The sequence below is a fragment of the Pseudomonas sp. SMSB3 genome (genome assembly GCF_052041965.1).
Lineage (GTDB): Bacteria > Pseudomonadota > Gammaproteobacteria > Pseudomonadales > Pseudomonadaceae > Aquipseudomonas.
In genome coordinates this window covers 175,174-193,738 of the sequence record NZ_JBKGGV010000009.1, presented here as the reverse complement: position 1 = coordinate 193,738, position 18,565 = coordinate 175,174, and the positions used below count along the sequence as shown (strand labels likewise).

The following is an 18,565-nucleotide window of genomic DNA, read 5'->3' as shown; positions in this document are numbered from 1 at the left end:
AAATCGCCGCTGTGCCGCGTCGCATCATCAGAGCGCTTCGAGCGTTCAGTGCCTGTGCCTTCAGTTTGACCTTGAGCGGCTGTATCGGAACCTGGGGTGTCGCCCCGCATAGCGAAACCCTGCAAGCCAACACCCTGGGCACTGACGCCGCGATCGCTCAGGCGCTCAGCGATGCCCATTGGCCCGAGCAACAGTGGTGGCGCGCCTACCACGATCCCCAGCTCGAGCGCTGGATCGCGCTGGCGGTGGCCGGTAGCCCCAGCCTGGCCATGGCCGCTGCGCGGGTGCGCCAGGCCAAGGCCATGGCCGGGGTGGTCGAGTCCGCCGAGCATGTGCAAGGCAACGGTGAGGCCACCCTCAAGCGCCACAACTGGCCGGAGGATCAGTTCTACGGCCCTGGCGCGTTGTCGGGGGCCAATACCTGGGACAACAACGCCAGCATTGGCCTGAGCTATGCGCTGGACCTCTGGGGGCGCGAGCGCAATGCCAGCGAGCAGGCCCTGGACCAAGCGCACGTGAGCGTCGCCGAGGCACGCCAGGCGCAGCTCGAATTGCACAACAACGTGGTGCGCGCCTACATCCAGCTGAGCCTGCATTTTGCCCAGCGCGACATCGTCGAACAGCAGTTGCATCAGCAGGAGCAGATCCTGGCCCTGGCCAGACGCCGTCTGGATGCAGGCATCGGCACGCATTTCGAGGTCAGCCAGGCCGAGGCTACGCTGCCTGAAACTCACCGCCAGCTCGACAGCCTCGATGAGGCCATTGCCCTGACCCGCAATCAGCTGGCAGCCCTGGCTGGCAGGGGACCAGGGGAGGGCGCCCAGCTGCAACGGCCAAGCCTGACCTTGGCAGCGCCGCTGGCGCTACCGTCGAACCTGCCGGCAGAGCTGGTCGGTCAGCGCCCCGATGTGGTCGCCAGCCGTTGGCAGGTTGCGGCCCAGGCCCGCGGTATCGATGTCGCCCACGCCGGCTTCTTTCCCAATGTCGACCTGGTCGGCGGCCTGGGCTTCATGGCCACCGGCGGTGGCCCGTTGGCGTTTCTCAGCGGGCGCAAATTCAATTACAGCGTCGGCCCTGCCATCAGCCTGCCAATTTTCGATGGCGGTCGCCTGCGTGCACAACTGGGCGTCGCCTCAGCCGGTTACGACGTGGCAGTGGCCCATTACAACCAGACGGTGATCGCAGCGCTGCAGGGCATCTCCGATCAGCTGATCCGCCGCCAGTCACTGCAAGCACAGGCGCATTTCGCCGACGAGTCGGTAGCCGCTGCGCAAAAAACCTATGACATTGCCACGGTCGCTTTCCAGCGCGGCCTCACCGACTACCTCAACGTGCTCAACGCGCAAACCCTGTTGCTGCGCCAGCGCCAGGTGCAACAACAGGTCCAGGCGGCGCGCCTGAGAGCCCATGCCGAGTTGGTCACCGCCCTCGGCGGCGGCTTGCAGGCGGGCGCGGACGTCCCGCCGCTCGAGCGTCAGGCGGCGCCGCAAACACCGGCGGCACTGGCCACGTTCAATCCGCACCCAGGCCGCGCCGAATGAGCGCAATCCCATTGGCCGTGCGCTGGTTGCAGCGCCTCGAATGGCGCCGCGGCTTCTTTGCCTGGGCGCGTACCGACGGCGTCACCTGGGTGTATATCTTCAAGGTTCTGGCAGCGGCGTTCATCACCCTGTGGCTGGCCATGCGCCTGGAACTGCCGCAGCCGCGCACGGCGATGATCACCGTGTTCATCGTCATGCAGCCGCAAAGCGGTCATGTGTTCGCCAAGAGTTTCTACCGGGTGCTCGGCACCCTGGCAGGCTCGGCGATGATGGTGGTGCTGATCGCCCTCTTTGCGCAGAACAGCGAGCTGTTTCTGCCGAGCCTGGCGCTGTGGGTCGGGCTGTGCTCGGCCGGCGCCATGCGCTACCGCACCTTTCGCGCCTACGGCTTCGTGCTCGCCGGCTACACCGCTGCGATGATCGGGCTGCCGGTGCTGCAGCATCCGGACCAGGCGTTCATGGCGGCGGTGTGGCGCGTGCTGGAAATCGCCCTGGGCATCCTGGTGTCGACCTTCGTCAGTGCTGCGATCCTGCCGCAGTCGGCCAGCGCCGCCATGCGCAACGCGCTGTATCAACGCTTCGGGGTGTTCGCCGGAGTGGTCGTCGATGCCTTGCGCGGTGACAGCGAGCGCGAGCGCTTCGAGAACAGCAACGTGCGTTTCATCGCCGAGGCCGTGGGGCTGGAGAGCCTGCGCAACGTCACCGCGTTCGAAGACCCGCACATGCGTCGACGCTCTGGCCGCCTGGTGCGCATGAACAGCGAATTCATGGCCATCACCACGCGCTTCAACGCCTTGCATCGCCTGCTCGAGCGCCTGCGCACGCGCAGCTCTGCGCCAATCCTCGACGCCATCGAGCCGGGTCTGGCGACCTTGATCGAGCTGTTGCAGCCCTATGTGGGCCGGGCGCTGACCGACGCCGATGCACTGCGCCTGACCCTGGAACTGGCGGCCTACAAGGACGGCTTGCAGGCCCAGGTACGCGGGTTGCGCGCCCACTACCTGGCTACGGCGCCCAGCGACGCCGACCTGCTGGATTTTCATACCGCGTTCGAGCTGCTCTACCGCTTCATCGACGAGATGCACGACTATGCCCAGACCCACGCCTCGCTGGCCGCGCACCGTCACCAGCGTGAGCAGTGGGACGAGCCTTATGTCGCGCAGACCAGCTGGCTGGTGTCGGCGGCGGCCGGCGTTCGCGCCGCCACGGTACTGCTGCTGCTGGGCAGCTTCTGGTTGCTCAACGATTGGCCCAGCGGCGCCATGATGACCTTGATCGCCACCGTCACCGTGGGCCTCTCGGCCGCTTCGCCGAACCCCAAGCGCATGGCGTTCCAGATGGCCTGCGGCACGGCGGTCGGCGCCTTCATCGGTTTTTTCGAAACCTTCTTCGTGTTCCCCTGGATCGACGGCTTCGCGCTGTTGTGCATGGTGCTGGCGCCGGTGTTCGTGCTCGGCGCTTTTCTCTCCTCGCGGCCGGCCTACGCCGGGTACGGGGTCGGCCTGCTGGTGTTCTTCGCCATCGGTTCGGTGCCGAACAACCTGACCCTGTATGACCCCTACAGCTTCATCAACGACTACATCGGCATGGTCGTGGGCATGTTCGTCTGCGCGGCGGCCGGGGCGATCATCCTGCCGCCCAACAGTCGCTGGCTGTGGTGCCGGCTGGAGCAAGCGCTGCGCGAGCAGGTGCTGTTCGCCATCAGCGGGCGCTTGCGCGGCGTCGGCTCGGCCTTCGAAAGCCGCACCCGTGACCTGCTGCACCAGGCCTACGGCCTGGCCGCCGGTAATCGACAGGTTCAACACCAACTGATGGGCTGGATGTTCACGGTGCTGGAGATCGGCCATGCGGTCATCGAGTTGCGCAAGGAACAGGCCAACGCGCCGGTGCACCCGGCCTACGCCGAGTCGCAGCCCTGGCGCCAGGCCATTCGCGTGATGGGCCGCGCCCTGGCGCGCTTGTTCCTGCAGCCCAGTGCCAGCAACCATGAACGTGCCCTGATCGCCGTGGACCACGCCATCGCCCGCGTGCAGGCCACCGACGAGCCGTTCGCCCGCCACTTCGACACCTCGGTGCTGCGCCGCGCGCAAAGCTACCTGCACTTCATTCGGTCTTCCCTGCTGGACCCACACTCGCCCTTGGCCACGGCCCGAGAACTGCCCGATGCTCAGTGAAATCATGCCCCGCGAAATCGCCTTTCATGGCGTGTACATGCCCGCCATGACCCTGATGTTCCTGTTCGCCCTGGGCCTGGCCTGGGGCCTGGACCGATTCATTGCCAGTCATGATGGCTACCGCTTTTTCTGGCACCCGGCGCTGCTGCGCCTGAGCCTGTTCGTCTGTCTGTTCGGCGCCCTGGCGCTGTCGCTCTACTGGTGAGAAACCTTCGATGAAAAAGTTCTTCAGCCTGCTCGCCACCTTGCTGGTGCTGGCCGCCGCCGTGGTGATCGGTCGCCAGCTGTGGCTGCACTACATGACCACGCCGTGGACCCGCGACGGTCGCGTGCGCGCCGACATCATCAACGTCGCTGCCGATGTGCCCGGCTATGTGGTGCATGTTCCGGTCAAGGACAACCAGCGGGTGAAGAAGGGCGACCTGCTGATTCAGATCGACCCGGAGCATTACCAGATGGCGGTCGATCAGGCCAAGGCCCTGGTCGCTTCGCGCAAGGCCACCTGGGAAATGCGCAAGGTCAACGCCAAGCGCCGCGCCGACATGGACAACCTGGTGATCTCCAAGGAAAACCGCGACGACGCCAGCAACATCGCCACTGCCGCCCTGGCCGACTACCAACAGGCCCAGGCGGCACTGGCGGCGGCCGAGCTCAACCTCAAGCGCACCCATATCGTCGCAACGGTGGACGGGTACGTCACCAACCTGAATGTGCACAAGGGCGATTATGCCCGTACCGGCGAGGCGGTGATGGCGGTGGTCGATGAGCGTTCGTTCTGGGTCTATGGCTTTTTCGAGGAGACCAAGCTGCCCCACGTCAGGGTCGGCGATCCGGCCGAACTGCAGATGATGAGCGGCGAACGCCTGCGCGGCCACGTTGAGAGCATCGCCCGTGGCATCTACGACCGCGACAACCCGCAGAGCCGCGAGCTGATCGCCGACGTCAACCCGACCTTCAACTGGGTACGGCTGGCCCAGCGTGTGCCGGTGCGCATCCATATCGACGAAGTGCCCGAGGGCTTTTTGCTGGCGGCAGGCACGACCTGTACGGTGGTGGTCAAGCCGCAGGTGCCTTGAAGGCGCCGTCCTGCTGCGCGGCTCAACCAGCAGCGCCAACCAGCACCGGTATCTGGACCCGATCGATCACCTTGGCGCTGATCGACGGATCCAGCAGCCGGCCCAGTCGCGACAGGTGGCGGTGGCCCATGATGATCAGCTCGCAGTCGAGCTCGCCCGCCGTGCTCACGATGGCCGCCACCGGTGGGCTGGCGAGCATGCGACCTTCGGCATGAAAGCCTGCGTCGCGCAGGCTGTGCACGGCGTCGGACACGGCGCGCTCAGCCAACTGCTGCTCGTCGCAGGCGGCAGGGTATTCTTCGAGCTCCTGCTCGGTGTAGGTCTTGGGCCGGTCGTGAACGGCGAAGGTGGCATCGATGGCCAGCAACACGTGCAGCTGGTGTTCGTCTGGGTGGCAATAGCGGCGGGCGAGGGCGAGCAGGGCGCTGGCGGCAGGCGAGGCGTCGATGGCAATGAGTACGGGGCGAGGCATGGGCAGGTCCTTGATGGCGGCTTGCTGCAGGGCTGGCAGCGACAGCTCATTTAAGGCTCACCGGTCGCCGCAAATAAATGCCCTGGCACGCACGAGCACATTACGTCTGGTGCAATCGACCACCTGTTACCATCGGTTTCTCCCACAGCAGTTATGGAAAACGGCCATGCCACTCCCGGACATGAACCTGCTCGTCGCCCTTGATGCACTGCTCGACGAAGGCAGCGTCGTCGGCGCGGCGCAGCGCATGAACCTGAGCCCTGCCGCCATGAGCAGAACCTTGGGGCGGATCCGTGACGCCCTGGGTGATCCGATCCTGGTGCGCGCTGGCCGCGGCCTGGTGCCGACCCCGCGGGCGTTGGCCCTGCGTGAGCAGGTGGCGGGGTTGGTCCAGCAGGCCGGGGAGGTGTTTCGCAGTGCCGACCAGGTGGACCTGCCCAAGCTCGAACGGGCGTTCAACATCCGCACCAACGATCTGTTCATTGCCCTGTACGGTGCTCAGCTGCTGCGGCGCATGCACGAGCAGGCGCCGCGCACGGTCTTGCGTTTCGTCCCGGAAAGCCCAGGTGGCGATGATGACAGCGTGCTGCGCGAAGGGCACACCGACCTGATCATCAGCTCCACCGTCGACCTGGGGCCGGAAATCAAGGTGCAGAGCCTGTTCCAGACCTACTACGTGGGCCTGGCACGGCGCGACCATCCGATCTTCGACCAGCCGATCACCCCGGAACGCTTCGCCAGCTTCCCGCAAATCAGCGTGTCCCGGCGCGGCCGTGCCAATGGACCGATCGATGTCGAGCTGGCCCACTTCAAGGCGCAACGGCGGGTCGCGTTGATCACCCCGAGTTTCCATTCGGCGCTGTTTTCGCTGCCGGACTCGGACCTGATCCTGCCAATGCCGGCAAATATCCTCAGCAGCGTGGACAAGCTTGGCCTGCCGTTGCGCGCGTTCGACATTCCGCTGCCGTTGGAGCGGGTGAACGTTTTGCAAGCCTGGCACCCGCGTTTTCACAACGATCCCGCGCACCGCTGGTTGCGCCAGGCGTTGAAGAGCTGCTGCAGTGTCGATCCCTGAAGACGTTGACAGTACATCTTCAGGGAACACGCAGCGGTAGTCGATTGCGCCTGGCGCAATTGAAAGCTGCCGATAAGTCAGTTTTCGTCAGCATTCGACCTTCTTAAACTGGCTCCAGTCACAATTATGTTGCTGGAGATGTCTGTAAATGAGTGCCCTGTCCGCGCCATCTGCCCTGAGCGCCGCTGCCCCCGCCGCGGCTGCCCCTGCGCAAGCGGCGTTCGGTCTGCGCGTGGTCGTGGGGCTGTTCGGTGTGCTGCTCGCGGTATTGTGCGCGGGGCTCAACGAGTCGGTCACCAAGATCTCCCTGAACGATATTCGCGGCGCCATGGGCATTGGGGCCGATGAAGGCGCCTGGCTGGTGGCGGCCTACAGCGCCGCGTCGGTTTCGGCCATGGCCTTCGCCCCGTGGTTGGCCACCACCTTTTCCCTGCGTCGCTTCACCCTCAGTGCCATCGGCCTGTTTGCCGTGCTGGGCCTGCTGCAACCGTTCGCCCCCAACCTGCATGGCTTGATGACGCTGCGCGTGCTGCAGGGCTTTGCCTCCGGAGCCTTGCCGCCGATGCTGATGAGCGTAGCCCTGCGCTTTCTGCCGCCAGGCATCAAGGTGTACGGCCTGGCCTGCTATGCCCTGACGGCCACCTTCGGCCCCAACCTCGGCACCCCGCTGGCAGGTCTGTGGACCGAATACGTCGGCTGGCAGTGGGCCTTCTGGCAAATCATCCTGCCCTCGGCCTTGGCCATGTGCTGCGTCGCCTGGGGCCTGCCCCAGGATCCGCTGCGTCTGGAGCGTTTCAGGCAGTTCGATTGGCGCGGCGTAGTGCTGGGCCTGCCGGCCATCAGCTGCGTCGTGCTTGGGTTGTCGCTGGGCGATCGCTGGGGGTGGTTCGACTCGCCTTTGATCTGCTGGTTGCTTGGTGGCGGTGTCTTGCTCCTGGTGCTGTTCCTGTTCAACGAGTGGTCCGAACCGCTGCCGTTCTTTCAGCTGCGCATGCTGCAGCGGCGCAACCTCGCGTTTGCCCTGGTGACCTTGGCCGGGGTGCTGATCGTGCTGTCCGGGGTGGGCAGCATCCCCTCGGCATACCTGGCGCAGATTCAGGGCTACCGGCCGGCGCAGACCAGCCCGCTGATGCTGTTGGTGGCCATGCCGCAATTGCTCGCCTTGCCGCTGACCGCTGCGCTGTGCAACATCCGCGCGGTCGACTGCCGCTGGGTGCTGGCCTGCGGGCTGGGCATGCTCGCGCTGTCGTGCGTGGGCAGCAGCCTGCTGACCAGCCAGTGGATACGCGGCGATTTCTATCCGTTCTACCTGTTGCAGGTGTTCGGTCAGCCGATGGCGGTGCTGCCGCTGCTGATGCTCTCGACCAACGGCATGACGCCGCAGGAAGGCCCGTTCGCTTCTGCCTGGTTCAACACCGTCAAAGGCCTGGCTGCGGTGGTTGCCTCAGGGCTGCTCGATGCGCTCGGTACCGTGCGCCGGCATTTTCATTCCAACCACCTGGTCGACAGCCTGGGCAACGCCACGCTGATCGACGACACCACGGCAGGCCTGGCCAAGCGCCTGCACGAGCAGGCCTTGGTATTGACCTCAGCGGACCTGTACCTGGTCATGGCCTGCGTGGCCGCCGCCTTGATTTGCCTGATTCCCTTCGTACCTACCCGGGTCTACCCACCGCGCGCGGTGGCCTGACCTGTGCAAGCATTCGAGACACTGAACATGACGCAAAACCGTAAAACCCTGGTCATCGGCTCGGTCCTCGCCGTGGCCGTGCTGGCCGCCCTCGTCGGGCCCTGGCTGTTGGGCAGTGACCAGCAGCAAAGTACCAACGATGCCTATGTAAGCGCCGACTTCACGGTAGTGGCGCCGAAGGTCGCGGGCTTCATCAAAGAGGTGCTGGTCGAAGACAACCAGCAGGTGCAGGCCGGGCAGTTGCTGGCGACCATCGACGCGCGCGACTATCAGGCAGCGCTGGATGCCGCCCAGGCGCAATTGCTGGTGGCCAAGGCGCAGAGCGCCGATGCCCGTGCCACTCTGGAGCGCCAGGCCGCGTTGATCGCCCAGGCCGAAGCGCAGGTCAAGGCCGCCCAGGCCGAAGCTGCGTTCGCCGATCATGAGGTCAATCGCTACAGCCGCCTGGCGGCGCAGGGCGCAGGCACCGTGCAGAACGCCCAGCAGGCGCGCAGCGCGGTCGACCAGGCGCGTGCACGTCTGGCCAATGCCCAAGCGGCACAGGTAGCGGCGCGCAAGCAGGTGGATATCCTCACTGCCCAGGTGGCCAGTGCCGACGGCCAGCTCAAGCGCGCCGAAGCGGGCCTGGAGAAGGCACAGCTGGATGTCTCCTACACCCGCATTACCGCACCGGTCGATGGCATGGTCGGTGAGCGGGCCCTGCGCGTCGGCGCCTATGTCAATCCCGGCGCGCGTCTGCTTTCGGTCGTACCGCTGCAGCAGGCCTACGTGGTCGGCAACTTCCAGGAGACTCAGCTGACCCACGTGCAGCCGGGGCAGCCGGTGCGCATCAGTGTCGATACCTTTGCCGGCGAGACCCTCACCGGGCATGTCGAGAGTATCGCCCCGGCCACCGGCGTAACCTTCGCCGCGGTGAAGCCTGACAACGCCACCGGCAACTTCACCAAGGTGGTGCAGCGTATTCCGGTGAAGATCGTCTTCGACGCCGGCCAACCTCTGCTCGAGCGCTTGCGTGTCGGCATGTCGGTGGAGGCGACCATCGATACCGCAGCCCCTACGCTGTCGAACAAACAGGTGACTGCCCGATGAAGCCTGCCCTGCGCTTGAGCCCTTTGCTGCTGGCTGCGCTGCTGGCCGGCTGCACGCTAGGCCCTGATTTCCAGCGCCCCGCCAGCCAGGCTCCGCAACGCTGGGCGCCGCTGCAAGGCGAAGCTGCCAGCAGCCAGCCACTGGCACAAACGCTGCAATTGCGCTGGTGGGAGACGTTCCATGACAGGCAGCTGAGCGCCTTGATCCAGCGGGTGGCCGAGAACAACCTGGACCTGCAGATGGCGAGCGCGCGCCTGTTGCAAAGCCGCGCACTGCGCAGCTCGGTTGCGGCCGAGCAAGCCCCGGCGGTTGACGCCGATTTGGGTTACAGCCGGGCGCGCAACAGCGCCGAAGGCTTGAACGATCCTTCCGGACAGGCCGGCAAATCGGCGTTCAACCTCTGGCAGGGTGATCTGGTTGCCGGTTGGGAGCTCGACCTGTGGGGCCGTGTCCGTCGCCAGGTCGAGGCCGCCGATGCCTCGGTGCAGGTCGCCGAGAATGACCGGCGTGGCGTGCTGTTGGCATTGTTGGCCGAAACCGCCGGGGACTACATCCAGCTGCGCGCGGTGCAGCACACCCTGGCCGTCACCCAGGACAACCTGAAGGTTGCCGAACACAGTTTGACGCTTTCCCAAGACCGCCAGGCAGAAGGGGTCGCAACCCGCCTCGACGTGGCGCAGGCCAGTGCCCAGGTGGCTTCGATCGAAGCTCGCCTGCCGACCTTGGAGGCCAGGCGCGATGACCTGATCAACGCGCTCAGCCTGCTGGCCGCCGAGCCGCCGCGCAGCTTGCAGAGCGAACTGTTACAGGGCGGCGAGTTGCCAGCGCCGCAGCAGCGTTTCGCCATCGGCCTGCCGTCAGAGCTGGCCGCGCGCCGCCCGGACATCCGTCAGGCCGAGGCCCGCCTGCACGCGGCCACCGCCAGCATCGGGGTGGCCAAGGCCGATTTCTACCCGAGTATTAGACTGTCAGGGAGTGTCGGCTTCCAGGCCATGCAGCTGGCGGACTTTGGCGCCTGGGACTCGCGCCGCTTCGCGTTTGGGCCGCAGCTGTCACTGCCGATCTTCGAAGGCGGAAGGCTCAAGGGCACCTTGGCCCTGCGCGAGGCGCAGCAGCAGGAAGCAGCGCTCAACTACCGCAAGGTGGTGCTTGGCGCCTGGCACGAGATCGACGACGTGCTGCGCCTGTACAACGCCAGCCAATTGCGCCGTGACCACCTTGCCGAAGCGGTGCGGCAGAACCGCATCGCCCTGGAGACTGCTCAGCGCCAGTATGTCGAAGGCGCGGTGGACTTTCTCAATGTGCTGACCGTGCAGGGCGCGCTGCTCGCCAGCCAAGAGCAGTGGATCGACAGCTCGGCTGCGGTGTCCCAGGCGCTGGTCGGCCTGTACAAGGCCCTAGGCGGTGGTTGGCAAGCCTTCGATGAAGCGCCGCACAACCCTAGCGGCCAGGGCCACGGCGCTTAAAGCGGTCGCAACAAGCCGAAGCGTTTGCGTAAGGCCCAGTTCAGTACACGCCGTGGCAGCAGCCGGGCCATCAGCGGCAGCGCGGTGCTGCCGTTACCCAATCGCACCAGTGCCGGCACCGGCGTCTTGCCCACGGCTTGCAGTACGCCCTGGGCAAATACCGCAGCTGGCGTGGGTCGGTCTTGCGAGGCACGCGCACGGGCCTGCACCTGCTCACGCAAGGGCCACCACGGCGAGTCCGCCGCCAGCACCTGCTCGGCCTGGCGCTGGGCATTGCTGGCGAACTGCGAGGCAATGGCCCCGGGCTGCACCTCCATCACGCGGATGCCGAAGGGCGCGAGCTCCAGGCGCAGCGCATCGCTCAAGGCGTGTACCGCCGCCTTGGAGGCGCAATAGGCGCCGGCGAATGGGGTGACCAGCACGCCGGAGACGCTGCCGATGTTGACCACCAGCCCGCGCCCACGGCGCAGCGGTGCGAACAGGGCGCGGGTCACCCCGACCACGGCGAAGACGTTGGTTTCGAATTGCTGACGCATGGCCTCGACACCGCCATCGAGCAGCGGCCCCATGGCGCCGTAGCCGGCGTTGTTGATCAGGATGTCGAGGCTTTGCAGCTCATCGGCAAGATGGGCCAGGGCTGCGCCGTCGTTGACATCCAGTTGCCGCGCAGTGAAGCCAGCGCCGGCCAGGCGCTCGACATCCTCTGCCTTGCGGGCGGTGGCCCAGACTTGATAGCCGGCGTCACGAAAGGCGTCGGCCAGGGCGCGGCCGATGCCGCTGGAACAACCGGTGATCAGGACGGTGGGCATGGATGAGCCTGTTAGTGAGCGTAGAGAGAGCCGATGATAGATCAGTTGGCGAAGCTACCTTGCAGGTGCTCGGCACGAAATTCCAGCGTCTGCGGGCGATACCCGGAGCGCAGCGGGGGCAGGGGCAGGCAGTCGCTCCATTCACTGCCCGGCTGTAGGTCGCCGGGGCCGCGATAGCGCGGTGCGTTGTAGGTATTCTCGGCGAGGTTGACGCTGTCGCCGGGCGCATAGGCTGCAATGCGCCAACGCAGTTCGGTCAGCGGAACCTGGTTGCCGTTCTTCATTTGCACCTGCAGCGCGCGATCGGCAGGGCACTGCTCGGGTGCATAACGCAGGCGCAGGTCAAGGCGCGCCAGCTGCGAGGCTTCGCGCGTGTCCTGCCAGGCGACGAACAGCGCCACCAGCCCAAGCCCGAGCACTGCCGCCAGGGATATCGGCAACGCCTTGCCCGGGTAGCGCAAGAGCAACACCAGCCAAGTCAGGATGAGAAGCGCGCCTACGATCAATCCAACCTCCCCTTGATCCGCGAGTTTCGAGGTGCACGCTGCAAGACTAAAGCAAAAGCGGGGCGGGCGTGAACCTACAATCGCGGGTCTACTTCGGCTTGATGCCAGTCAGGCGGCAGGTGTTTGTCTTGAGACAGTGGGTGGCTGTGCGATCGAGCGCCGCCCGCGCGGCGCATCGCGAGCTGCGCTCGCTCCTACGAATGTTGCCCCACAGGATTGATTGGCCAGAAACAGCCCGTAGGAGCGAGCGTAGCTCGCGATGCGCCGCGGGCGGCGCTCGATCGCCTAGGTGCTGCAACTATCTAGGCCTGGCAGCTCGCCATACTGCGCGATGGTCTTGACGGAAACGCCGCGCTCAAGGCTATTGGAGGTGCGGCCGCAGACGTCCTCGAAGCGCTCGATGCTTTGGCGCCTGTGCGATCGAGCGCCGCCTGCGCGGCGCATCGCGAGCTGCGCTCGCTCCTACGAATGTTTCCCCACAGGATTGAAACAACCCGTAGGAGCGAGCGTAGCTCGCGATGCGCCGCACAGGCGGCGCTCGATCGCATAGGCGCTGCAAATCCCCAGACCTTGCAGGCTCGCCTTACTGCGCGATGGTCTTGACGGAAACCCCCCGCTCAAGGCTATTCGAGGTGCGGCCATAGACGTCCTCGAAACGCTCGATGTCGTCCTCGCCCAGGTAGCTGCCCGATTGCACCTCGATGATCTCCAGTGGAATCTTGCCAGGGTTGCGCAGACGGTGGATCGAAGCGATCGGAATGTAGGTCGACTGGTTTTCAGTGAGCAGGAACACGTTCTCGTCGCACGTCACCTCGGCCGTGCCGGATACCACGATCCAGTGCTCGGCACGGTGGTGGTGCATCTGCAACGACAAGCTGGCGCCGGGCTTGACGGTGATGTGCTTGACCTGGAAACGACCACCCATGTCCACCGAATCGTACGAGCCCCACGGGCGATACACTTCCAGGTGGTTCTGGGTCTCGCTGCGGCCCTGCTCGTCGAGGGTCTTGACCATCTGCTTGACGCCCTGGACCTTGTCCTTGTGGGCAATCATCATCGCGTCCTTGGTTTCGACCACCACGATGTTCTCAAGGCCAATCACCGACACCAGCTTGCCGTTGCCATGGATCATGCAGTTGTGGCTGTCCTGCACCACCACATCGCCCTTGGTGACGTTGCCGTTGTCGTCCTTGTCGTGCACTTCCCACAGCGACGACCAGCAGCCCACGTCACTCCAGCCAGCGGACATCGGCACCACACAGGCACGCTGGGTCTTTTCCATCACGGCGTAGTCGATCGAGTTGTCCGGGCAGCAGGCGAAGGTCGCCTCGTCGATGCTCAGCACGTCGCCGTCCTCCTGGCTGCGCTCCAGCGCCAGCAGGCAGGTGTCGTAGATGTCTGAGTCATGCTTCTTCAGCTCTTCGAGGAAGCGGCTGGCACGGAACAGGAACATGCCGCTGTTCCAGAAGTAACCGCCGGCGGCAACGAACTCGGCCGCACGCTTTTCGTCTGGCTTCTCGACGAACTGCGCAACCCGCGCCACGCCTTCGGGCAGCAGCGCGTCCTGGCTGGAGCGGATGTAGCCATAGCCGGTCTCAGGCTTGGTCGCCGGCACCCCGAACAGCACCATTTCGCCACGTTCGGCGGCCACGGTGGCCAGGGCCAGGGCGCGTTGCAATGCCTTCTGGTCATCGATGACGTGGTCGGCAGGCAGCACCAGCATCAGTTCGTCGCGCCCTTCATTGACCAGCTTCATCGCCGCCATCGCCACCGCCGGTGCGGTGTTGCGGCCGAACGGCTCCATCAGCAGGCCTTGGGTTTGCAGCTTCAGGGCAGCCAGCTGTTCCTGGACGATGAACTTGTGGTCCTTGTTGCAGACCACGATCGGGGTGTCCATGCCTTCGAAGATCAAGCGCTCGATGGTCTGCTGGAACAGCGTGTGCTCGCCGGTCAGGGCCAGGAATTGCTTGGGGAACTGCTTGCGCGACAAAGGCCACAGACGCGAACCGCTACCACCAGAAAGAATTACCGGGATCATCATGTTTCTCCAATAGTCGTTATGAGGCAGGGAATCAGTTGCTGGTCACGGGGCGAGTTACCCACACCGGCGACAAGTTGCTGCCGGAACCTGTTACGTACAACACAGCGGCTTCGCCGCGCTCCAGGGCGACCGGCTTGAGGTCGCTGACTTTCTTGTCGCCTTCGAACAAGGCCAGGTTGACCTTGACCGGATTGATCTCACGCTCGCCGCGGCCTTTGGTCGCCACCGACGGCACCACTTCGGTCTTGCCATCGGCGGTCTTCAAGGTCACGGCCTGGTCGCTGAGGTTCTGCACGCGGACCAGCGCTTTCTGCTTGTTCTTGAACGGTGGTTCTTCGATCAACTGCGGGGTGCCGCTGGTGCTGTTGACCAGGGTGTAGTACTTGTCCGCCGCCAGCTTGACCGGGACGCTCTTGCCGCCGACCTGGGCGGTGTAGTCGCCGCCTGGCAGGAAGCTGAAGTCGCTGCTCGACTGGGCGCCGACCTGCTTGATCTGGGTGTTGCCGACGCTGGCGGCAGCCGGGGCGCTGGCGGCGTTGTACAGGCGTACGAAGGTCGACCCCTTCGGTGCGCTCGGGCCATACAGCGCAGCATCGGCGCCAGCGAAGGCTTGCATCGAAGCAAGGGAAAGGCCGGCCGCGAGGGTGAGGGCTTTGGCAATGGAAGTCTTGGTAGTCATGTGCATTTCCTCTCTATCGATCAGTGGTTCGTCCGGGTGGACGACAAGGCCAGGTTTTCTTCGGATTTACGGGTGTTTTTCAGCTGCACGATCCACTGCGGATCGAAGCTGCTGAGGTCGTTTTTCATTGGCAGATAACGTTCGGGGAATTCCCACACCACCACTTGTGGCGCAGCATTCTTGAAAGCGTCGCTTTGCAGGTACTTGAGCATCGGCAGCAGCGGGCCATGGCCGTCTTCGGCGTAGTTGGCAACGTCGCTGTGCAGCGCCTGCTGCAGCGCGCCAAGGAAGTTCCAGTGCGGGTTGGCGCTGTAGCTGGTACCTACCAGCGCTACCGGGATCTGGGTATCGGCGAACAGCGCATCGCCGGTATCTGCACTGCTTTGCACCGGATGCGTGCTGCGTTGCTGCAAGGTGTCCGGGGCTGGCAGCAGGCTGCTGAACAGCGGGTCGAGCGGCAGGAAGTTGGTCAGGTCGCCCTTGTACGGCGCGCTGTCGCCGGCCTCGGTGACGAACGCCTGCGGGGCACCATTGAGCAGGCTCTGGCGACTGACCGCTTCGGCCACGGCCTGGGCCGCTACCTCGGCGCCCATCGGCGTCCAGTGGGTATCGGTACGCAGGAACACCTGGCCGCGCGCCTTGGCCTGCTCCAGCGGGGTCTTGAGGTCCGGGGCGAAGACATTGGCCTGACGCGCCTGGGCGTGGAACTGGTTGTACAGGTCATCGTGCAGGCTGGCCGGTTGCTCCTTGCCAACGTACTCGGCATAGACCCGCGCCTTGGCCGGGACGATCGCCAGCACCAGTTGGCTGCCGTGCTGGTGCAGGGTATCGCGCACGCCACGGATCAACGCCAGGTTGTCCTGCATCAATTGCTGGGCATCGGCGCTGGGCTTGAATTCCTCATCGCTGAACAGCCACTGGTCGCGGCCCAGCACCACGCCGGGACGGCCTTCGTTGAACAGCTTGAAGTCCAGCGCCGCCCACAGGTTGGTGCCCAGGCGCTTGATCGGGAACTGGTCGTCGTAGTGAGTCTCGGCGGCCTTGGCCAGCTTGCCGTTGAGCAAGGTCATCTGCTCGGTACGGTGGAAGCTCTCGAAGGCCCCGGTCGACCAGGCGCCCATGCCGACCAACAGGCCCAGGAACGACAGCGAATAAGTGATGCGTAGTGTCCGGTTCATGTCATTGGCCTCAGAACTGGAAGTACAGGAACGGCGAGTAGCTCTGCGCCGACAGCTTGAGGATCGAGGCGGCGAACAGCAGCAGGATCAGCGCGCGGCTCATCACCCGGGTCCAGTCCAGGCCGATCGAACCGTCGGCATGCACTTGCGCCGGCGTGCGGATGGCGGCAGGCGGGGTGGCGTTGCGGTAGAAGTCGCGCAGGCCGAAGAACGCCAGGGTGAGGTAGGCGATCACCAGGGTCGCCACCTGCAGGCCGGTGAGCTGGGCGCGGTTGAGTTCCGACAGCTGCCATTCGCCGAAGCTGAACATGGCGCCATACATGCGGGCGGCAACGTGCAGGTTCTCGGCGCGGAAGATCACCCAGCCGACCACCACCAGCAGGAAGGTGAAGGCCCATTTGATCGGGTTGAAGCGTTGCGGGTTGGTGTCGATGCCCAGCGCGCGCTCGATCGCCAGCCACATGCCGTGCCAGGCGCCCCAGATGATGTAGGTGAAGTTGGCACCGTGCCACAGGCCGCCCAGGAGCATGGTCAGAAACAGGTTGCGGTAGGTGTTGAAGGTGCCTTTGCGGTTACCGCCCAGGGTGATGTACAGGTAGTCGCGCAGCCAGGTCGACAGGCTGATGTGCCAGCGCCGCCAGAACTCGGTGATCGACTGGCTGATGTACGGCTGCTTGAAGTTCTCCATGAAGCGAAAGCCCATCATCAGGCCCAGGCCGATGGCCATGTCGCTGTAGCCGCTGAAGTCGAAGTACAGCTGCGCGGTGTAGGCCAGGGCGCCCAGCCAGGCATCGCCGGTGGTCGGGTTCTGCAGGGCGAAGCAGTGATCGGCGACCACCGCCAAGGTGTCGGCGATGAACACCTTCTTGATGAAACCCTGCATGAAGCGGGTGCAGCCTTCGGAAAACTTGTCCAAGGTATGGGTGCGGTTGTTGAACTGGTCGACCAGGTCCTTGAAGCGCAGCACCGGGCCTGCGATCAGGTGCGGGAAGATCGCCACGAACGCGGCGAAGTCGATCAGGTTACGGGTCGCTGGAGTATCGCCGCGGTACACGTCGATGATGTAGCTGATCGACTCGAAGATGTAGAACGAAATACCGATCGGCAGCAGCACGTGGGTGAGGATGAACGGCTCAAGGCCGAACGAGGTGATGATCGCGTTCAGGCTATCGACGCCGAAGTTGGCGTACTTGAAGTAACCGAGAATTGCCAGGTCCACCCCGACGCCCAGCAGCAACCAGCGCTGGGCGGGTTTGCTACGCACCCCGGCGGCGCCGACTTTGAGGCCGATCCAGTAGTTCCACAGGGTCACGCCAGCGAACAGGGCGAGGAAGTCGACCCGCCACCAGGCGTAGAAGATGTAGCTGGCGACCAGCAGCAGCAGGTTGCGATAACGTTGTCCGCTCAAGTAATACAGGCCGAGAAAGATCGGCAAGAACAGGAACAGGAACACGTTGGACGAGAAGACCATCCCGGTTCTCCTTATTGTTCACAGCATCCGGGGCACAGCGCCCCCCAAACCCCCCAGTGCAGAACTGGAGGAAACCTTTTTCACTTCATGGCCACTGGCGAGGGCTTCACCCTCGTTTCGCAACACCCGGCCGCGCCCACAGGTACCGCGTATCCCGTGTGGCAGCGGCCGCTATCCAGGCGACAACTACTTTTTCGATTCTGCGTTCGGGTCATAGACCCGCGTCACGTCACCGCCGAGCCGGAAGCTGTTGAACGGCTGCATGTCCTGCTTGCGTTCCAGGGTGTCGCCGACGCAGTGGTACAGCGCGCACCAGGGCTCCAGCCAGGCGTATTTGGTGTCGACCTTGAGGTCCTTCATGTCCTGTTTCTCACCGGCGCGCTCGGCGAAATGACGCGGATCGCGGGCGCCGTACAGCACGCCTTCACCCAGCCGCTGCAGGGCGAAGTTGTTCTCGGCGCGCAGGTCCACGCCATTGGCCTGGGCGAAGCTTGCGATCATCGCCAGCGGTGGCAGGGCGTAGTTGTGGTAAGCCAAGGCGCGCTGGCGGCGCTTGATCTCGTTGGGCAGGAAGCCCTGGTCGTCGATCTGGTTGACGCCGATCTTGTATTCCTTCACCGCCCAGTCGAACAGGTCGCGGCGATCGGTCGCCACGGCCGTGGCCATCACCGACCAGGCGGCCCAGTAGCTGTGGTTGTTGATCTTTTCCAGCGGCAGGTCGCTCCAGTCGCGCACGGTCTGCTCGGCCAGGCGGGCGAACCACTTCTCGATCAGCTCGGCCTCGGCCTGATGCGCCGCCAGGGGGTGTGCGTTGGAAAACTTCAGGCGCAGCCACGAGCCACTCATGCTGCCCAGCGCCCATTTGCGCATCGACTTGCCGGTGTGGTTGTAGTCCTTGGACATCAACGCATCGGCGCGCGCCCAGGTGCCTAGCCAGCTCAGGGCGCAATCCAGTTGCTGCGGGCGGCCGTCACGCATGTACTGGCCGACCATCTTGCTCACGCCTTTCTCCAGCGTGGTGATGTCTTCGGTGGATTTGCGAAAGGCTTTTTCCGACGCGACATTGAGCGTCGCCCGTGCCTTATCCGAACCTTCGTACTTGCTGCGGAACTGCAGCGCTCCGGTGTACGGCTTGGGCGCCGATTCGCAGCGGAAGCGGTTCTCGCCGGTTTTGATCTTCTCGATGCCCTCGTAATAGCCTTGCGGTGGCACCAGTGCGGCCTGGGCGGCGCCGCCGAACAGTGCCAGGGTGAGCAGGGCGGGGCGGAAAATACGCGTGAATGCTGACATGGTTCGCC

At 64.8% G+C, this 18,565-nt stretch carries 16 protein-coding genes; 8 read left to right on the top strand and 8 right to left on the bottom strand.

Annotated features, from left to right (window positions below; genetic code table 11):
• Positions 1-11 precede the first annotated feature (11 nt).
• Genes ACLEJW_RS16360 through ACLEJW_RS16345 form a run of 4 tightly spaced genes read left to right on the top strand, consistent with a single transcriptional unit; the run spans position 12 to position 4,791 of the window.
• Entirely contained in the window at positions 12-1,541 is a 1,530-nt protein-coding gene (locus ACLEJW_RS16360) for an efflux transporter outer membrane subunit (protein ID WP_440777898.1), read from the top strand.
• Positions 1,538-3,715 carry an FUSC family protein gene (locus ACLEJW_RS16355; protein WP_313301347.1) on the top strand — a complete coding sequence of 726 codons (2,178 nt, stop codon included), beginning with the start codon at positions 1,538-1,540 and terminating at the stop codon, positions 3,713-3,715. Before ACLEJW_RS16360 ends, ACLEJW_RS16355 begins: the two co-directional genes overlap by 4 nt.
• Before the next feature lie 4 nt (positions 3,716-3,719).
• Positions 3,720-3,920 carry a DUF1656 domain-containing protein gene (locus ACLEJW_RS16350; protein ID WP_145188732.1) on the top strand — a complete coding sequence of 67 codons (201 nt, stop codon included), beginning with the start codon at positions 3,720-3,722 and terminating at the stop codon, positions 3,918-3,920.
• 10 nt (positions 3,921-3,930) lie between these two features.
• Positions 3,931-4,791 carry an efflux RND transporter periplasmic adaptor subunit gene (locus tag ACLEJW_RS16345; protein ID WP_145188512.1) on the top strand — a complete coding sequence of 287 codons (861 nt, stop codon included), beginning with the start codon at positions 3,931-3,933 and terminating at the stop codon, positions 4,789-4,791.
• A 22-nt stretch (positions 4,792-4,813) separates the two neighbouring features.
• Here the strand turns inward: ACLEJW_RS16345 and ACLEJW_RS16340 are convergent, their stop codons facing one another.
• Positions 4,814-5,263 carry a universal stress protein gene (locus ACLEJW_RS16340; RefSeq protein WP_440777897.1) on the bottom strand — a complete coding sequence of 150 codons (450 nt, stop codon included), beginning with the start codon at positions 5,261-5,263 and terminating at the stop codon, positions 4,814-4,816.
• A 166-nt stretch (positions 5,264-5,429) separates the two neighbouring features.
• On the opposite strand from ACLEJW_RS16340, the gene ACLEJW_RS16335 reads away from it, so the two are divergent.
• From ACLEJW_RS16335 to ACLEJW_RS16320, 4 genes are all read left to right on the top strand, one after another.
• The gene (locus tag ACLEJW_RS16335; RefSeq protein WP_440777896.1) at positions 5,430-6,338 is read left to right on the top strand and encodes a LysR family transcriptional regulator; all 909 of its coding nucleotides are present in this window, start codon (positions 5,430-5,432) and stop codon (positions 6,336-6,338) included.
• Between the two features lie 148 nt (positions 6,339-6,486).
• The gene (locus ACLEJW_RS16330) at positions 6,487-8,028 is read left to right on the top strand and encodes an MFS transporter (protein WP_313301338.1); all 1,542 of its coding nucleotides are present in this window, start codon (positions 6,487-6,489) and stop codon (positions 8,026-8,028) included.
• Between the two features lie 27 nt (positions 8,029-8,055).
• Complete coding sequence (locus ACLEJW_RS16325) at positions 8,056-9,117, top strand: HlyD family secretion protein (RefSeq protein ID WP_145188508.1); 1,062 nt, start codon at positions 8,056-8,058, stop codon at positions 9,115-9,117.
• On the top strand, positions 9,114-10,583 hold the full coding sequence (locus ACLEJW_RS16320) for an efflux transporter outer membrane subunit (protein ID WP_440777895.1): 1,470 nt from the start codon (positions 9,114-9,116) through the stop codon (positions 10,581-10,583). The genes ACLEJW_RS16325 and ACLEJW_RS16320 overlap by 4 nt, the downstream gene beginning before the upstream one ends.
• On the opposite strand, the gene ACLEJW_RS16315 is transcribed toward ACLEJW_RS16320, so the two are convergent.
• The 7 genes from ACLEJW_RS16315 to ACLEJW_RS16285 form a co-directional block, all read right to left on the bottom strand.
• The gene (locus tag ACLEJW_RS16315) at positions 10,580-11,392 is read right to left on the bottom strand and encodes an SDR family oxidoreductase (protein ID WP_313301329.1); all 813 of its coding nucleotides are present in this window, start codon (positions 11,390-11,392) and stop codon (positions 10,580-10,582) included. The two genes, ACLEJW_RS16320 and ACLEJW_RS16315, sit on opposite strands and share 4 nt — an antisense overlap.
• 41 nt (positions 11,393-11,433) lie before the next feature.
• A complete protein-coding gene (locus ACLEJW_RS16310; RefSeq protein WP_145188503.1) occupies positions 11,434-11,898 on the bottom strand; it encodes a multidrug transporter in 465 nt (154 codons plus the stop codon).
• Between the two features lie 583 nt (positions 11,899-12,481).
• On the bottom strand, positions 12,482-13,936 hold the full coding sequence (locus ACLEJW_RS16305) for a mannose-1-phosphate guanylyltransferase/mannose-6-phosphate isomerase (RefSeq protein ID WP_145188729.1): 1,455 nt from the start codon (positions 13,934-13,936) through the stop codon (positions 12,482-12,484).
• A 34-nt stretch (positions 13,937-13,970) separates the two neighbouring features.
• Positions 13,971-14,618, bottom strand: coding sequence for an alginate O-acetyltransferase AlgF (locus ACLEJW_RS16300; protein WP_313646961.1), 648 nt, complete (start codon positions 14,616-14,618; stop codon positions 13,971-13,973).
• A gap of 20 nt (positions 14,619-14,638) precedes the next feature.
• The gene (locus ACLEJW_RS16295) at positions 14,639-15,796 is read right to left on the bottom strand and encodes an alginate O-acetyltransferase (RefSeq protein ID WP_145188496.1); all 1,158 of its coding nucleotides are present in this window, start codon (positions 15,794-15,796) and stop codon (positions 14,639-14,641) included.
• A 10-nt stretch (positions 15,797-15,806) separates the two neighbouring features.
• Positions 15,807-17,267, bottom strand: coding sequence for an MBOAT family O-acyltransferase (locus tag ACLEJW_RS16290; protein WP_145188493.1), 1,461 nt, complete (start codon positions 17,265-17,267; stop codon positions 15,807-15,809).
• Between the two features lie 186 nt (positions 17,268-17,453).
• A complete protein-coding gene (locus ACLEJW_RS16285; protein ID WP_145188490.1) occupies positions 17,454-18,557 on the bottom strand; it encodes a mannuronate-specific alginate lyase in 1,104 nt (367 codons plus the stop codon).
• Between the last annotated feature and the right edge of the window lie 8 nt (positions 18,558-18,565).

Bases quoted from the DNA above. Each gene is read 5' to 3' on its own strand.
- ACLEJW_RS16305 (WP_145188729.1), bottom strand. From the start codon at position 13,936: ATGATCCCGGTAATTCTTTCTGGTGGTAGCGGTTCGCGTCTGTGGCCT.
- ACLEJW_RS16345 (WP_145188512.1), top strand. From the start codon at position 3,931: ATGAAAAAGTTCTTCAGCCTGCTCGCCACCTTGCTGGTGCTGGCCGCC.
- ACLEJW_RS16330 (WP_313301338.1), top strand. From the start codon at position 6,487: ATGAGTGCCCTGTCCGCGCCATCTGCCCTGAGCGCCGCTGCCCCCGCC.
- ACLEJW_RS16335 (WP_440777896.1), top strand. From the start codon at position 5,430: ATGCCACTCCCGGACATGAACCTGCTCGTCGCCCTTGATGCACTGCTC.
- ACLEJW_RS16350 (WP_145188732.1), top strand. From the start codon at position 3,720: ATGCCCCGCGAAATCGCCTTTCATGGCGTGTACATGCCCGCCATGACC.
- ACLEJW_RS16300 (WP_313646961.1), bottom strand. From the start codon at position 14,618: ATGACTACCAAGACTTCCATTGCCAAAGCCCTCACCCTCGCGGCCGGC.
- ACLEJW_RS16340 (WP_440777897.1), bottom strand. From the start codon at position 5,263: ATGCCTCGCCCCGTACTCATTGCCATCGACGCCTCGCCTGCCGCCAGC.
- ACLEJW_RS16320 (WP_440777895.1), top strand. From the start codon at position 9,114: ATGAAGCCTGCCCTGCGCTTGAGCCCTTTGCTGCTGGCTGCGCTGCTG.
- ACLEJW_RS16290 (WP_145188493.1), bottom strand. From the start codon at position 17,267: ATGGTCTTCTCGTCCAACGTGTTCCTGTTCCTGTTCTTGCCGATCTTT.
- ACLEJW_RS16295 (WP_145188496.1), bottom strand. From the start codon at position 15,796: ATGAACCGGACACTACGCATCACTTATTCGCTGTCGTTCCTGGGCCTG.
- ACLEJW_RS16355 (WP_313301347.1), top strand. From the start codon at position 1,538: ATGAGCGCAATCCCATTGGCCGTGCGCTGGTTGCAGCGCCTCGAATGG.
- ACLEJW_RS16325 (WP_145188508.1), top strand. From the start codon at position 8,056: ATGACGCAAAACCGTAAAACCCTGGTCATCGGCTCGGTCCTCGCCGTG.
- ACLEJW_RS16285 (WP_145188490.1), bottom strand. From the start codon at position 18,557: ATGTCAGCATTCACGCGTATTTTCCGCCCCGCCCTGCTCACCCTGGCA.
- ACLEJW_RS16315 (WP_313301329.1), bottom strand. From the start codon at position 11,392: ATGCCCACCGTCCTGATCACCGGTTGTTCCAGCGGCATCGGCCGCGCC.